Origin of the sequence: Herbaspirillum sp. NPDC101396 (assembly GCF_044767365.1) — a bacterium.
Taxonomy (GTDB): Bacteria; Pseudomonadota; Gammaproteobacteria; order Burkholderiales; family Burkholderiaceae_D; genus Herbaspirillum.
The window spans coordinates 1-13,682 of the sequence record NZ_JBIWNT010000004.1 but is presented as its reverse complement, the minus strand read 5'-3'; the positions used below and the strand labels follow the sequence as shown (position 1 = coordinate 13,682).

Here is a 13,682-nt window from a genome sequence, read left to right as displayed (position 1 = left end):
TTGCCCGCTTACTTTGCAAGAATCGCTACAGCCTGTCTGCCATAGTTGACGATGTAACCGCCGTTCTCCTGCTGCCAGGCGCGCGCGGTTGGTTCGTCGGGAAACCAGTTCTGCTCGAAGTCGCCGAACTGGCCTTGCTCGAAGCGATAGCGATCCAGTGCGGTGGTGTCGCAGCGGTCGATGTCCTGCTTGCAAACGTCCCAGCTGGCGAAACCGAGTTCGCGCGCCAGCGTATGCAGGATGTGTTTCAGCTGCAGGGTTTCGCGCACGTTGTACAAGTCGGTGACGGCGAGCTCCGGCATGAGGCCGGCGTCGATCACCCGGCGCAGCACCGGCAAGGCTTTGCTGGGCTGGTCGGCGCGACCGTCGCGCACCAGCCGGCGCGCATGGCGACGCAGGAATTCGCTGTTGCAGGGTTCGCCGGCAACATTACGGAGTTGTTTGAACAGGGGATGGGAGGTAGACCACATAACGTTCCTTTCATATCGACCGTTCTCGCTACGGTCATATCAAGGTTTCAACGTCAGGGCATATCCGAAAAGGAAGGTGCGCGTAACAATGAACAGGTGCGTCAGCTTTCGCGAGACCGGGCCTCCTGTCAGGCCCGGCGCCATTGTAGCGGCTTTCGCGCGATGCCTGCAACCGCGATTCACGCACTATGTTCATGAACTGTTGTTTCAGGCATGATCACGAGACAAATCATAACAAGGAGAAACAATGAAACTGCTCGCCGACATTCTGGTGGCGCTGATCGCCGTGCTGCACGTCTGGATACTGGTGTTGGAGATGTTCCTGTGGACCAAGCCGCTGGGGCTGAAGACTTTCCGCCAGTCGCGCGAAGCGGCCGAGGCGTCCAGGGTGCTGGCCGCCAACCAGGGCCTCTACAACGGTTTCCTCGCAGCCGGCCTGGCGTGGGGACTGATCTCCGGCGACGGTGCGATCAAGCTGTTTTTCGTCGCGTGCGTGCTGGTGGCGGGCATCTACGGCGGCGTTACCGCCAAGCGCTCGATCCTGTATGTACAAGGATTGCCGGCCTTGCTGGCCTTGCTCGCGCTGCTGGCGGTGCGTTAATTCATTGTTGCGGTGACGGCGTCTGTCCGGCCACCGTGGCCTGGCGCAACAGGCGAATGTCGCCGTACCACGCCTCCACTTTTTCTTCAGTGTTGTCGGTGTCGGTGAGTACGCCGACGCCGATCAGCCGTCCCGGCTGTTCGCCGTACACCTTCACGTAGTCGTCAACGATGTTGCGCTGGTAGCTGACCCACTGCCCGACATTGGCGGCGCCACTTTCGGCCACCAGCATCTGGATGCGGCCGGTGCGCGTGTTGGCGATGACGGTTTCCTTGGGCGCCTTGTTTTCCCAGATGTACATCAGCGTTGCATAGGGAAAGTCATGTCCCGACACCAGCTTGGCGGTGTCGAACAGGATGGTGTCCATGAAGGACAGCTTGCTCTTGTCGCCGTCGAAGGCCAGCACGATGCGCACCGGCGAATCTTCGGTGTCGCGGAAACGATTGTCGGCGGTCTTGATCAGTGCCGAAGTCTTCCAGCTCCAGGTCAGCCACGGTTGCTTGACCGGATCGATATTGACCTCATGGCGCAGGCCCGACGAGGCCCTGTCGGCGAAGGCGCGCAACACGGTGCGATCGCCGTCCTTGATCAGGCTGTATTCAGTGGCCTTCTTCTTGCGCATGAAAATCAGCGGGTCCCACTCCTTCGGCAGGCCTTGCGCCGGATTGGTCGAGAACAGCGCGAGCGCCTGATCCAGCTTGACCTGCTTGGCGACCGGATCATGTACTTTTTGCGTGTTGGCGCAAGCGGCGAGGACAGCGACCACGGCGGCCAACATGGCCAGGCGCAGGGGGGACGGCAGTGAAGATGTGAAGACAGACTTCATGGATTCTCGACGAGATAGAACGATGGCAAATGGGTGCGGGCAACCGTTCAGTTTTGCTGGCGCAGGATATTGATGAACATCTTCCCGATCGACGACAGGGTGGCGTTTTTGCGGGTCACGATACCATAGTGCTCGATGCGGGTCTTCAGATGCACGGGCAGGATGCACAGCATCTGCTTGGCCGCGAAGAAGTGGGCGATATCCAGCGGCATCACCGCGACCATGTTCGATTGCGCCAACAAGGTGACGGTGACGAAGGGCGATGCCGTTTCGATAACATTGGCCGGCACCTTCATTCCCTCGAGCTTGAATTCGTGCTCGATCCAGATGCGCATCGGCATATTGCTTGAGTACAGGATCCACGACGACGTCGACAATTCCTGCAGGCGCACCTTTTGCGCGGTCGCCAATGGGTGGTCGAGGCCGGTGACGATGCACATCGGTTCACCGCGCAGCATTTCATAGTTGTACAGCTGCGGCTGTGAACTCACCGACGAACGTCCCACCATCAGGTCGATGCGGCCCTGGTCCAGCAGCAGCAGCTGACGGGCGCTGGTGTCTTCGGTGATTTCGATTGACACTTCCGGCTGCACCTCGCGCAAGCGCGTCAAGGCGCGCGTCACCAGCGGCGCGGCGCCCATGATGGTACCGATCGACAATCTGCCGCCCTGCCCGGTCAGCATGCCCTGCAACTCGTCGCGCAGATTGCTGATGTCGCTCTGGATCAGGCGCGCATAGCGGATCACGCAGCGGCCCAGCTCGGTGGCTTCGATGCCGCGCGTCGAACGGTCAAACAGCGTGACGCCCAGCGCCGACTCCATTTCATGCAGCGCCTTGGTGGCGGCCGGTTGCGTCATGTGCATGACTTCGGCGGCCTTGTGCAGCGAACCCTGCTCGTCGAGCGCCGTCAGCAAGGCCACTTGCTTGAAGCGCAGGCGGCTGACGATCGCGCTCACCGAGGGCAAAACCGCAGGCGTTTCCTGGGTTGCCTGCAGTTGGTTATCACCCGATGAATTAAGGTCATTAGACATCGTTGTGGAAGCCTCTTATATTTTGTCCAGCAAAAACATAATGCTAACGCATCCATACTCGAGCGGATGTGAATAATTTCATGGAGACATTGGCGAAATTAATCTGAGCGCGACTGCACATTGCAGCGGCGCGCGGTTGATTCGACCTGCCGGCGCCCATGCTGCGCCACAGCATCCGATGCGCGCGGCGCCATCGCCGGATGTCTCCACATCAACATCGGAGACAACGTGAGACTGATTCAATTTGAAGACCGCCAGGGCGACCGCAAGGTCGGCATCGTGTGCGGCAAAGCCATCAACGTGGTTTCCCAAGTCAGCACCATGCATGAGCTGGCCCTGCTGGCGATTGCCGAAGGCAATTCGCTGGAGCGCCAGGCGCAACTGCTCAACAGCAATACCTCAGAAGATTACGCCGCCATCCTGAAGGAAAACCGTATCCTGGCGCCGCTGGACCATGCAGACCCTGCGCATTGCCTGGTGTCCGGCACCGGCCTGACCCATCTGGGCAGCGCCTCCACGCGCGACAAGATGCACCAGAAGCTGGACGACGACGAAAGCGCCATGACCGACACCATGCGCATGTTCAAGTGGGGCCTGGACGGCGGTCGTCCCGGTCGCGGCAAGGTCGGCGCACAGCCGGAATGGTTCTACAAGGGCGACGGCGATATCGTGGTCAATCCGGGCGCAGCCTTCCCGATGCCTGAGTTTGCCGAAGACGCCGGTGAAGAGCCCGAGCTGACCGGCCTGTACATCATTGGTGAAGACGGCCAGCCGCATCGCCTCGGTTTCGCCATCGGCAACGAATTTTCCGATCACGTGGTGGAGCGCAAGAATTACCTGTACCTGGCGCATTCGAAGTTGCGCTATTGCTCCTTCGGCCCCGAGCTGCTGGTCGGCGAACTGCCCGCCAATCTGGTCGGCATGAGCCGCATCCGCCGCGACGGCCGCGTGATCTGGGAGAAGGAATTTCTCTCCGGGCAGGACAATATGTGCCACGCCATCGAGAACCTGGAGTACCACCACTTCAAGTACAACCAGTTCCTGCGTCCGGGCGACATCCACGTCCACTTCTTCGGCACCGCGACGCTGTCGTTTGCCGACGGCGTACGTACCCAACTGGGCGACACGTTTGAAATCAGCCTGCCGGATTTCGGTGAGCCGCTGGTCAACGGCATTGTGCGCGAACAGTCGCGCATTGCCATCGACGGCATCAAAGTACTTTGATTTTTATTTAACAAGTTTCAGGAATGTAGTCGTTACCGAAAGAAAAGCGCCCATCAAGAGGCGATTGCCGATACGCTCACCGGACCGGACACCGATCCGCAGCGCATCAATAATGAATTGTCCTGCGTAGCGGACCTCCCGGTCCGGCCAGGCCTCAGCAAGGAGACCCAGCAATGCCAACACACTTCCATCCGACGTGCGTCATGAGGACGTCCGCATTCCCTGTTCCATCTGTCCTTCCATCCATGCCTTGGATCGCTGCCTGATTCGCCACCGGACTCTGCGGCTTCCCGGAATCAGCCGCCGTCCCGAAGACTTCTGGAGACTTCATGCATTACACCTTTGATTTCATGAGCGTGTTCGTCAACTGGCCCCGTCTGCTCGAAGGCGCCTGGCTGACGGTACAGTTATCCGCGCTCTCCATCGTATTGGGCTTTGTGGTCGGCACGCTGTGCGCCATCGCCTTCAAGAGCAAGAGCTGGCTGCTGCAAGCGCTGGTCAAGACCTATGTCGAGATCATTCGCAATACGCCGCTGCTGGTGCAGGTGTTCCTGGTCTATTTCGGCCTGGCGAGCATCGGCTTGCGCCTGACTGCGGAAACCGCCGCCGTGATCGCGCTGACCGTCAACGTCGGCGCCTACACCGCAGAGATCATGCGCGCCGGCATCAACTCCATCCACCCCGGCCAGATCGAAGCGGCCGAATGCCTGGGCATGTCCAAGTTCCATGTCTACTGGCATGTGGTGTTGTTGCCTGCGGTGGAACGCGTCTATCCGTCGCTGACCAGCCAGTTCATCCTGCTGATGCTGGCATCGAGCATCACCTCGCAGATCTCTGCCGAAGAACTGACCGCCACCGCCAACCTGGTGCAGTCGGAGACCTTCCGCAGCTTTGAAGTGTATGTGGTGATCGCCGTTGCCTACCTGGCCTTGTCCTTCCTGTTCCGCGCCGCATTCTGGCTGGTCGGGAAGACTGCGTTTGTGCGCAAGCGCAAACTCGGCACCAATCTGTAAGGAGACCACGTGACCTCATTTACCTTTTTACACGTCGAGTACCTGCTGCAGGCGGCGGTCTGGACCGTGGTCCTGTCGCTGGTGGCGTTCGTCTTCGGCGGCGCGGCCGGCTTCGTGATCGCGCTGTGGCGCGTGTCGCCCAACAAGACGCTGCGCGCCATCGCCAGCTGGTACATCCAGATCGTCCAGGGCATCCCGCTGCTGGTGATCCTGTTCGTGGCCTATTTCGGCCTGGCGATTGCCGGCTTCAAGCTGTCGCCGCTGGTGGCCGCCGGGATTTCGTTTGCGGTGTATTGCGCGGCCTTCCTCGGCGAAATCTGGCGCGGCTGCATCCAGGCGGTGCCGAAGACGCAGTGGGAAGCATCCGAATGCCTGGGCTTCAACCGCTTCGAACAATTGCAGAAAGTGATCCTGCCGCAGGCGTTCAAGATTGCCATCCCGCCGACCGTCGGCTTCATGGTGCAGATCGTCAAGAACACCTCGCTGGCATCGGTGATCGGTTTCGTCGACCTGTCGCGCGCCGGCCAGATCATCAACAACTCGACTTTCCAGCCGTTCACCGTGTTCGGCTGCGTGGCCCTGATTTATTTTTGTCTCTGCTATCCGCTGTCGGCGCTGAGCAAGCACTTTGAAAGGAAATTGAATGTCAGCAATCGTTAGCATCAACAATCTGCACAAGAGCTTCGGCACGAACAAGGTGTTGAACGGCGTCTCGCTGGATGTGCAGAAGGGCCAGATGGTTGCGATCATCGGCCGCAGCGGATCGGGCAAGAGCACCTTGCTGCGTTGCCTCAACGGGCTCGAACGCATCGACTCCGGCGACATCAACGTGTGCGGCCATGACATCCATCATCCGGACAAGCTCAACCTGCGCGAGCTGCGCAAGCAGGTCGGCATCGTGTTCCAGAGCTACAACCTGTTCCCGCACGTGACCGTGGAGCGCAACATCACGCTGGCGCTGACCACCATCAAAAAGATGGCGACAGCAGAAGCGAAAAAAATCGCGCACAATGTGCTGACGCTGGTCGGCCTGGAAGCAAAGAAGGAAGCCTATCCGGAGCAACTCTCCGGCGGCCAGGCGCAGCGCGTGGCGATTGCCCGTTCGCTGGCGATGGCGCCGGAACTGATGCTGTTCGACGAAGTGACGTCGGCGCTCGATCCGGAACTGACCGGCGAAGTATTGAAGGTCATGGAAGACTTGTCCAAGCAGGGCATGACCATGGTGCTGGTCACGCATGAAATGGCGTTCGCGCGCAAACTGGCTGACGTGCTGGTGTTCATGCATCAGGGAAAAGTCTGGGAAATGGGACCTCCGGACGAGCTGTTCACCAATCCCAAGACCGCTGAACTGGCGAAGTTCGTCAGCAGCGAGTTGTAATTTGTAAAATTTTCTTCACCACTTTGCAGTCAAAATCGATACCTCAGGAGACAACATGAAAACTTTATCCAGCTTCACAAAAAAAGCCGCAGCCGTCATGCTCGGCCTGGCCTGCTTCGCCCAGGTTGTCCACGCCGACACGCTGGCCGACATCAAGGCGCGCAAGAAAGTGCTGATCGCCGTCGACCTCGGTGCGCCGCCGTTCGGCATGACCAATGCCAAGCTGGAACCACAAGGTTCGGACGTGGAAACAGCACGCGCGCTGGCCAAGGATCTGGGTGTGGAACTGGAAATCGTGCAAGTCACCGGTCCGAATCGCGTGCCTTTCCTGATGACCGGCAAGGCCGACATGGTCATCGCCACTTTCAGCATCACCCCTGAGCGCGCCAAGGTCATCACCTTCACGCATCCGTACGGCGCCTCGCAATTCGTCGTCGCCGCACCGAAAGGCACCGCCATCAAGAGCCTGGCCGACCTGAACGGCAAGCGTATCGCCGTCGTGCGCGGCAACATGCAGGATTCCCTGCTGACACCGCTGGCGCCAAAGGGCGCCACCATCGTGCGCTTTGACGATGATGCGACCGTGACCGCCGCCGTTGTATCGGGCCAGGTTGACGGTCTGTGCACACCGAATGCGCTGGCTGCAGCGATCGCTCGCCAGAATCCATCCAAGGGCCTGGAAACCAAGTTCGCGATCAAGGACATCCCTTACGCCATCGGCATCCGCCAAAACGAACCTGAACTGCAAAAATGGCTGAACGCCTGGGTCGACACCAACACCAAGAACGGTCGCCTCGGTCAGATCTATCAGCAATGGGTCGGCACACCGATGCCTGACCTGGCGCAGTTTGCAGCGAAGTAAGCACGCATCACGTGAGCAGCAACATGCATACTGCGGCCGGCGTCACGCAGCAACGTACGCCGGCCAGCCTGCAGGACATTCTCTACGCTGCTGATATTTGCCGATTTTTACCGAGATCATCATGAAACCTATTTCTCCCGTCATCCGATTGAATCCTGTCGATGATGTTGTCATTGCGCGCCGCCAGCTGATCACCGGCACCATTCTCGAAGAAGAGAACGGCCTGCGGGTCGCGGCGCTGATCCCTGCCGGGCACAAGATGGCGACACGCGCCATCGCCGTCGGCCAGCCGATCAAACGCTATGGACAAATCATCGGCACCGCCAGCCAAGCCATCGAGCCAGGTCAGCACGTGCACACGCACAATCTGGCCATGGCGGAGTTTTCGCGCGAGCACTCCTTCGGCGCCGATTTCAAGCCTGTCGATTATGTCGATACGCCGGCGACCTTCATGGGCATCAAGCGAGCCGACGGCCGCGTCGCCACGCGCAATTACATCGGCGTGCTGACCTCGGTGAACTGCTCGGCGACTGCCGCGCGCGCAATTGCGGATTACTTCCGCCGCGACATTCATCCGGAAGCGCTGGCTGATTTCCCCAACGTCGACGGCATCGTCGCATTGACCCACGGTCTCGGCTGCGCGGTCGATTCGGAAGGCGAGCCGCTGGCAATGCTGCGTCGCACGCTGGCCGGTTACGCCAAGCATCCGAATTTTGCAGCTGTCCTGATCGTCGGCCTCGGTTGTGAAACCAATCAGATCTCGGGCCTGCTGGAAGCGCACAACCTGAAAGAAAACGAATACTTCCATACCTTCACGATCCAGAGCACCGGCGGCACCGCCAAGACGGTCGCACTCGGCATCGAGAAGATCAAGAAGATGCTGCCCAAGGCCAATGACATCAAGCGCGAACCGGTTCCGGCCAGCCACCTGACGCTGGGCTTGCAATGCGGCGGTTCGGATGGTTATTCGGGCATTACCGCCAATCCGGCGCTGGGCGCAGCTGTCGACTTGCTGGTCAGGCACGGCGGCACGGCGATCCTGTCGGAGACGCCGGAAATCTACGGTGCGGAACACTTGCTGACGCGTCGCGCAGTGTCGTCGGAAGTCGGCGAAAAGCTGCTGGCGCGCATCGCGTGGTGGGAAGAATACTGCGCCAAGAACGGCGCCGAAATGAACAACAATCCATCGGCGGGCAACAAGGCCGGCGGCCTGACCACCATCCTGGAAAAATCCCTGGGCGCCGTCGCCAAGGGCGGCACCTCCAACCTGATGGACGTCTACAAGTATGCAGAGACGGTGACGGCCAAGGGTTTTGTCTTCATGGACACGCCCGGCTACGATCCTATCTCTGCAACCGGGCAAGTCGCCGGCGGCGCCAACATGATCTGCTTCACCACCGGCCGCGGTTCGGCCTATGGCTGCGCACCATCGCCCTCGCTGAAACTGGCGACCAACACGGCGCTGTGGCAACGTCAGGAAGAAGACATGGACATCAACTGCGGCGAGATCGCCGACGGTCTGGCCACGCCGCAGGAAATCGGCGCCAAATTCTTCCAGATGATCCTCGACACCGCTTCGGGTAAAAAAACCAAGAGCGAATTACATGGCTACGGCCAGGATGAATTCGTGCCTTGGCATATCGGCGTTTATACCTGATCGCCTGATCGTTTCTTCTCCTTGCTGTCGCCGGCGTTTTTTTGCCGGCGGCAGTTTTTACATTGAGGAGCTGCGACATGCTTCAAGCAATCTCGACCATGCGTCTTGATGCATCTCTCATCTCTCAGCATCTCGTTCGCATTTCAGCATCGTCCCTGACATTCAATTGGAGCACGCATGACACACGCATTCTCGACGCAGGCGCATCTGCCTGAAGATCACCAGCAAGCGACGCTGGTCGGCCGCATCTGGCAACCGGGCGTCGGCCCGGTGCTGGTCAAGGTGCAGGCCGACGGCGTGTACGACCTGACCGCCGTCGCAGCAACCTCGAGCCAACTGCTCGAGCTCGACAATCCCGCCGCGGCAGTAGCTCAAGCCACGGCACCGCGCCTGGCGTCGCTGGAAGATCTGCTGGCCAACGCCGATGTTGCCACGCGCGATACGTCGCGCCCATGGCTGCTGGCGCCGATCGACCTGCAGGCGGTCAAGGCCAGCGGTGTGACTTTCGTCGCCAGCATGCTCGAGCGCGTGATCGAAGAACAGGCGCGCGGCGACGCCGGCAGGGCGGAATCGGTGCGCAAGGCGATCACCGCCGTGATCGGCGACAACCTGTCGAGTGTGGTGCCGGGTTCCGACGGCGCCGCCAAACTCAAGGAAGTGCTGCTGGAGCAAGGCGTCTGGTCGCAGTACCTGGAAGTCGGCATCGGTCCCGACGCCGAGATCTTCACCAAGGCGCAGCCACTGTCTTCAGTCGGCCTAGGCGACGAAGTCGGCATCCATCCTAAATCGGTCTGGAACAATCCCGAACCGGAAATCGTGCTGGTGGTGAACAGCCGCGGCGCGACGCTAGGTGCGACACTCGGCAACGACGTCAACCTGCGCGACTTCGAAGGCCGCTCCGCCCTGCTGCTGGGCAAAGCCAAGGACAACAACGCTTCGTGTGCCGTCGGGCCTTTCATTCGTCTGTTCGATGCAAACTTTTCAATTGACGACGTGCGCCGTGCCGAACTTACAATGCGGGTAGACGGTACGGAAGGCTTTACGCTCAAGGGCAGCAGTTCGATGTCGATGATCAGCCGCGATCCGCTGAATCTGGTGGAACACGCCATCGGCCCGAACCACCAGTATCCGGACGGCCTGGTGCTGTTCCTCGGCACCATGTTCGCGCCGACGCAGGACCGCTTCGGTCCGGGACAGGGTTTCACCCACCAGGTCGCCGACGTGGTCACGATCGCGACGCCGAAGCTGGGCGCGCTGGTGAACAAGGTCAACTTTACCGACAAGGTCGCACCGTGGACATTTGGTCTGACGGCGCTGCTCAAGAATCTCGCACAACGAAAACTCATTTAAAGGAAATACCATGTCGCAATCCTCTGGACGCCTGGCCGGCAAAACCGTGTTGATCACCGCCGCCGCGCAAGGCATCGGCCGCGCTTCGGTCGAACTGTTTGCACGTGAAGGCGCGCGCGTCATCGCGACCGACATCAGCAAGCAGCATCTGGATGAACTGGCGGGCATCGCCAATGTGGAAACGCATCTGCTGGACGTGACCGACGACGCCGCGATCAAGGCGCTGGTGGCCAAGGTCGGCGCGGTCGACGTGCTGTTCAACTGCGCAGGCTACGTTGCCGCCGGCAACATCCTGGATTGCGACGACAAGGCCTGGGATTTCTCTTTCAACCTGAACGCCAAGGCGATGTTCCATACCATCCGTGCGGTGTTGCCGGGCATGCTGGCAAAAAAATCGGGCTCGATCGTCAACATCGCGTCTGCAGCATCGAGCGTCAAGGGCGTGGCGAATCGCTTCGCCTACGGGGCCAGCAAGGCGGCCGTGGTCGGCCTGACCAAATCGGTTGCCGCCGATTTCGTGGCGCAAGGCGTGCGTTGCAATGCCATCTGCCCGGGCACCATTGAATCGCCGTCGCTGAACCAGCGCATCACCACGCAAGCCAAGGAAACCGGCAAGAGCGAAGCGGAAGTGCGCCAGGCGTTCGTCGGACGTCAACCGATGGGCCGCATCGGCAAAGCCGAAGAAGTCGCGGCGCTGGCGCTGTATCTGGCCTCGGAAGAATCGGCATTCACTACCGGCGCGATCCATATGATCGACGGCGGCTGGTCGAACTGATCGATGTAAAAATTGACGCGGCGATGTAGTTTGCTACATCACCGCGCTGATGCTCTCGCAGCCCCTGCCGATCCTCGATCGCAGGGGCTGCGGTGTTTTTGGCGGCAGGTATGCGCTTTTCGATGTGCCATTTTTTATTTTCGTTTTCGATATCTGCGGCGTTATTCACCGTGCCGGAATGGGCATAATGCAGTTCTCGTTTATCTGAAACTGCGAATTCAATTCTTATGTCCTCACATCCAATCCAGATCGCTTTCGAGCAGCCCATGCAACTTGGCGAATGCCCCTTATGGCACGCTGGAGAAGGTGCGCTGTACTGGATCGACATTCCCGGCCGGGCGGTGCATCGTCTGCATGAGAGCAGCAAGGCGCATCGCAGCTGGCCGATGCCGGGAGAACCCGGATGCATCGCTATCCATTCAAACGGCGGCTTGCTGGTGGCGTTGCGTGATGGTCTGTTCCACCTCGATACCAAGAGCGGCGACCTGGTGCGATTGCACGAAGCGCCTTACGACGTCAGCAAGCTGCGTTTCAACGATGGCCGCTGCGATGCGATGGGACGCTTCTGGGCCGGAACGATCTATGAGCCGCGCGATCAGGAGCTCGGCAGCTTGTTTTGCTTCGATCACGGCAAACTGCGTGATGCGGCGCATCCGGTGACCACCTCCAACGGCGTGGCGTTCAGCACCGACAAGCGCACGATGTTCCATTCGAACACGCCTGCCCATCGTATCGACGCCTATGATTTCGATCTCGCCAGCGGTACGACCAGCAACAAGCGGCTGTTCAAGCAATTCGATGCGGACAAGACAGCGCCGGACTACGGCGGCCGTCCTGATGGCGCCGCAGTCGACAGCGAGAACGCCTATTGGTGCGCCATGTTTGAAGGTGGACGCGTACTGCGGCTTTCTGCGTCCGGCGACATTTTGCAGGAGATCAGCGTGCCAGCCCGTTGCCCGACGATGATCGCCTTTGGTGGAGAGGATTTGCGTACGCTCTACATCACGACCGGTCGAAATGGTCGCAGCGAAGCTGAGTTGGCGCAGTATCCTTATTCCGGCAGCGTGTTGTCGGTGCGGGTGGATGTCGCCGGCTTGCCAGAGTTTGCGTATCAGAGATGAGTCGTGTCTGGCGTCGTGCATCCTGAATTTGCTCTCGCGTAGCGATTTTCTTTTCGCCGTTTGACTCCCGCCGATGCCGTCACGGCTGAATTGCATTATCTTTTTGCCAATGAAATGACGGCGTTCCGAGCTCGCTCGAGCAAAGCTGTTCAATTTCAGCGACAATCACGGTCACGCTTGTTCCAAGACTTGCTTTCTTTTCTAGTTGTTATGAGAAAATAGCTTCAAGTGTTTGCGGATGCTATTCACTCTCAGCACAACCAATTCCATTTCGATATTCAACAATATTTACTCTAGCGAAAACTCCATGTCGATGAAAAAATTTGCCCTCAAAGTCACTGTCGCAGCCGTCGCCCTGATTGGCCTGCAAACTTCCAGCTACGCCGTTGATTCCGTCTCCGTGGAAGCCGGCGCCGGCTCCAAGGTTCAGATGCTGCGCCTGGGCGCACAATGGGATTGGAAGAACACAGCCTGGTGGCAATCGAATGGCACCCACATCGGCGGCTACTGGGATCTGACGGTCGCTGAATGGCACCAGAAGCGTTACAACAATACCGACTCCAGCAAGAACTTCACCGACATCGGTTTCACACCGGTGTTCCGTTTCCAACGCGATGACAAGAAGGGTTTCTACGGCGAAGCCGGTATCGGCGTTCACCTGTTCTCCTCGCTGTACAACAACGACACCAAGAAGCTGTCGACTGCATTCCAGTTCGGCGATCACCTCGGCACTGGTTATGTGTTTGCGAACGGTCTGGATGTCGGCCTGAAGCTGCAACACTTTTCGAACGGCGGCATCAAGCAGCCGAACGGCGGTGTGAACTTTGCGGTTCTCAAAGCTGCTTACCGCTTCTGATTGTTTGTACGGCTGTCGATGCTGACAGCCCGAATAAAAGGACCGGCCGATGGCCGGTTTTTTTACGCCCGTAGTATTGGTGTCATCGGTTGTTTGGGAAGACTTGATGTGGAGATTACGCTTGACGCACGAAGTGTGGGTCAGATCACGGAATGTCTGAGGGAGCTGCCGATAATTGCCTCGTTTGTTGCCGGGAGATGCTGATGTAGCTGATTCGAATCTTGACTGCGAGAGGCGGATTTTCCTGTTCGATCGCGGAAGTTAGGAGTTACTGAGGTCGCGCGAGGCTATTGGCACTCGCGAATTGCGCCTGAAACCGGAAGAGTATTGGCGATTGGCGCTTTTGCAAATGAATTGGGGTGAGTTTGCCGGCCTGGGCATGAGCAAGCCGTGGCTGAAGTTGATCCGCTATTGGTGTTCAGGAGCGCAATGGAGGTAAAAGCGGTGAGACAGGGGACGTAAAAGAAGAGATAGGGGACTTAGCGAGCGTGCCTTGAGAGGTAAGGCGAAGGCGGCAG

Annotated in this window: 14 protein-coding genes; 11 read left to right on the top strand and 3 right to left on the bottom strand. The window is 59.2% G+C overall.

Annotated elements, in window-relative coordinates; translation table 11 throughout:
• Positions 1 to 8: 8 nt before the first annotated feature.
• The gene (locus ACIROY_RS13910; RefSeq protein WP_402278312.1) at positions 9 to 470 is read right to left on the bottom strand and encodes a hypothetical protein; all 462 of its coding nucleotides are present in this window, start codon (positions 468 to 470) and stop codon (positions 9 to 11) included.
• Between the two features lie 247 nt (positions 471 to 717).
• On the opposite strand from ACIROY_RS13910, the gene ACIROY_RS13905 reads away from it, so the two are divergent.
• Positions 718 to 1,071: a DUF1304 domain-containing protein gene (locus tag ACIROY_RS13905; protein ID WP_402278314.1), complete on the top strand. Its 354-nt coding sequence runs from the start codon at positions 718 to 720 to the stop codon at positions 1,069 to 1,071.
• Between the two features lies 1 nt (position 1,072).
• On the opposite strand, the gene ACIROY_RS13900 is transcribed toward ACIROY_RS13905, so the two are convergent.
• Both ACIROY_RS13900 and ACIROY_RS13895 read right to left on the bottom strand, forming a co-directional pair.
• Positions 1,073 to 1,897 carry a DUF3047 domain-containing protein gene (locus tag ACIROY_RS13900; RefSeq protein ID WP_402278316.1) on the bottom strand — a complete coding sequence of 275 codons (825 nt, stop codon included), beginning with the start codon at positions 1,895 to 1,897 and terminating at the stop codon, positions 1,073 to 1,075.
• Positions 1,898 to 1,944: 47 nt separating this feature from the next.
• On the bottom strand, positions 1,945 to 2,928 hold the full coding sequence (locus ACIROY_RS13895) for a LysR family transcriptional regulator (RefSeq protein WP_402278318.1): 984 nt from the start codon (positions 2,926 to 2,928) through the stop codon (positions 1,945 to 1,947).
• Positions 2,929 to 3,156: 228 nt separating this feature from the next.
• Between ACIROY_RS13895 and araD1 the strand changes: the two genes are divergently transcribed.
• The 10 genes from araD1 (at position 3,157) to ACIROY_RS13845 (ending at position 13,164) form a co-directional block, all read left to right on the top strand.
• Positions 3,157 to 4,152 carry an AraD1 family protein gene (araD1, locus tag ACIROY_RS13890; RefSeq protein ID WP_402278320.1) on the top strand — a complete coding sequence of 332 codons (996 nt, stop codon included), beginning with the start codon at positions 3,157 to 3,159 and terminating at the stop codon, positions 4,150 to 4,152.
• 329 nt (positions 4,153 to 4,481) lie between these two features.
• On the top strand, positions 4,482 to 5,165 hold the full coding sequence (locus ACIROY_RS13885) for an amino acid ABC transporter permease (protein WP_053195114.1): 684 nt from the start codon (positions 4,482 to 4,484) through the stop codon (positions 5,163 to 5,165).
• A 9-nt stretch (positions 5,166 to 5,174) separates the two neighbouring features.
• Entirely contained in the window at positions 5,175 to 5,825 is a 651-nt protein-coding gene (locus ACIROY_RS13880) for an amino acid ABC transporter permease (RefSeq protein WP_402278322.1), read from the top strand.
• Complete coding sequence (locus tag ACIROY_RS13875; RefSeq protein ID WP_016832902.1) at positions 5,809 to 6,543, top strand: amino acid ABC transporter ATP-binding protein; 735 nt, start codon at positions 5,809 to 5,811, stop codon at positions 6,541 to 6,543. The genes ACIROY_RS13880 and ACIROY_RS13875 overlap by 17 nt, the downstream gene beginning before the upstream one ends.
• 55 nt (positions 6,544 to 6,598) lie before the next feature.
• Positions 6,599 to 7,405: a transporter substrate-binding domain-containing protein gene (locus tag ACIROY_RS13870; RefSeq protein ID WP_402278324.1), complete on the top strand. Its 807-nt coding sequence runs from the start codon at positions 6,599 to 6,601 to the stop codon at positions 7,403 to 7,405.
• Positions 7,406 to 7,526: 121 nt separating this feature from the next.
• Entirely contained in the window at positions 7,527 to 9,062 is a 1,536-nt protein-coding gene (locus ACIROY_RS13865; protein ID WP_402278326.1) for a UxaA family hydrolase, read from the top strand.
• Between the two features lie 177 nt (positions 9,063 to 9,239).
• The gene (locus tag ACIROY_RS13860; protein ID WP_402278328.1) at positions 9,240 to 10,412 is read left to right on the top strand and encodes a fumarylacetoacetate hydrolase family protein; all 1,173 of its coding nucleotides are present in this window, start codon (positions 9,240 to 9,242) and stop codon (positions 10,410 to 10,412) included.
• Between the two features lie 10 nt (positions 10,413 to 10,422).
• The gene (locus tag ACIROY_RS13855) at positions 10,423 to 11,187 is read left to right on the top strand and encodes an SDR family oxidoreductase (protein ID WP_016832898.1); all 765 of its coding nucleotides are present in this window, start codon (positions 10,423 to 10,425) and stop codon (positions 11,185 to 11,187) included.
• 227 nt (positions 11,188 to 11,414) lie between these two features.
• Positions 11,415 to 12,308, top strand: coding sequence for an SMP-30/gluconolactonase/LRE family protein (locus ACIROY_RS13850; protein WP_402342036.1), 894 nt, complete (start codon positions 11,415 to 11,417; stop codon positions 12,306 to 12,308).
• A 307-nt stretch (positions 12,309 to 12,615) separates the two neighbouring features.
• Complete coding sequence (locus tag ACIROY_RS13845; protein ID WP_402278332.1) at positions 12,616 to 13,164, top strand: acyloxyacyl hydrolase; 549 nt, start codon at positions 12,616 to 12,618, stop codon at positions 13,162 to 13,164.
• Positions 13,165 to 13,682: the final 518 nt, after the last annotated feature.

Coding starts and splice junctions, on each gene's coding strand:
- ACIROY_RS13910 (WP_402278312.1), bottom strand. CDS start 470: ATGTGGTCTACCTCCCATCCCCTGTTCAAACAACTCCGTAATGTTGCC.
- ACIROY_RS13905 (WP_402278314.1), top strand. CDS start 718: ATGAAACTGCTCGCCGACATTCTGGTGGCGCTGATCGCCGTGCTGCAC.
- ACIROY_RS13900 (WP_402278316.1), bottom strand. CDS start 1,897: ATGAAGTCTGTCTTCACATCTTCACTGCCGTCCCCCCTGCGCCTGGCC.
- ACIROY_RS13895 (WP_402278318.1), bottom strand. CDS start 2,928: ATGTCTAATGACCTTAATTCATCGGGTGATAACCAACTGCAGGCAACC.
- ACIROY_RS13885 (WP_053195114.1), top strand. CDS start 4,482: ATGCATTACACCTTTGATTTCATGAGCGTGTTCGTCAACTGGCCCCGT.
- ACIROY_RS13875 (WP_016832902.1), top strand. CDS start 5,809: ATGTCAGCAATCGTTAGCATCAACAATCTGCACAAGAGCTTCGGCACG.
- ACIROY_RS13870 (WP_402278324.1), top strand. CDS start 6,599: ATGAAAACTTTATCCAGCTTCACAAAAAAAGCCGCAGCCGTCATGCTC.
- ACIROY_RS13865 (WP_402278326.1), top strand. CDS start 7,527: ATGAAACCTATTTCTCCCGTCATCCGATTGAATCCTGTCGATGATGTT.
- ACIROY_RS13860 (WP_402278328.1), top strand. CDS start 9,240: ATGACACACGCATTCTCGACGCAGGCGCATCTGCCTGAAGATCACCAG.
- ACIROY_RS13855 (WP_016832898.1), top strand. CDS start 10,423: ATGTCGCAATCCTCTGGACGCCTGGCCGGCAAAACCGTGTTGATCACC.
- ACIROY_RS13850 (WP_402342036.1), top strand. CDS start 11,415: ATGTCCTCACATCCAATCCAGATCGCTTTCGAGCAGCCCATGCAACTT.
- ACIROY_RS13845 (WP_402278332.1), top strand. CDS start 12,616: ATGTCGATGAAAAAATTTGCCCTCAAAGTCACTGTCGCAGCCGTCGCC.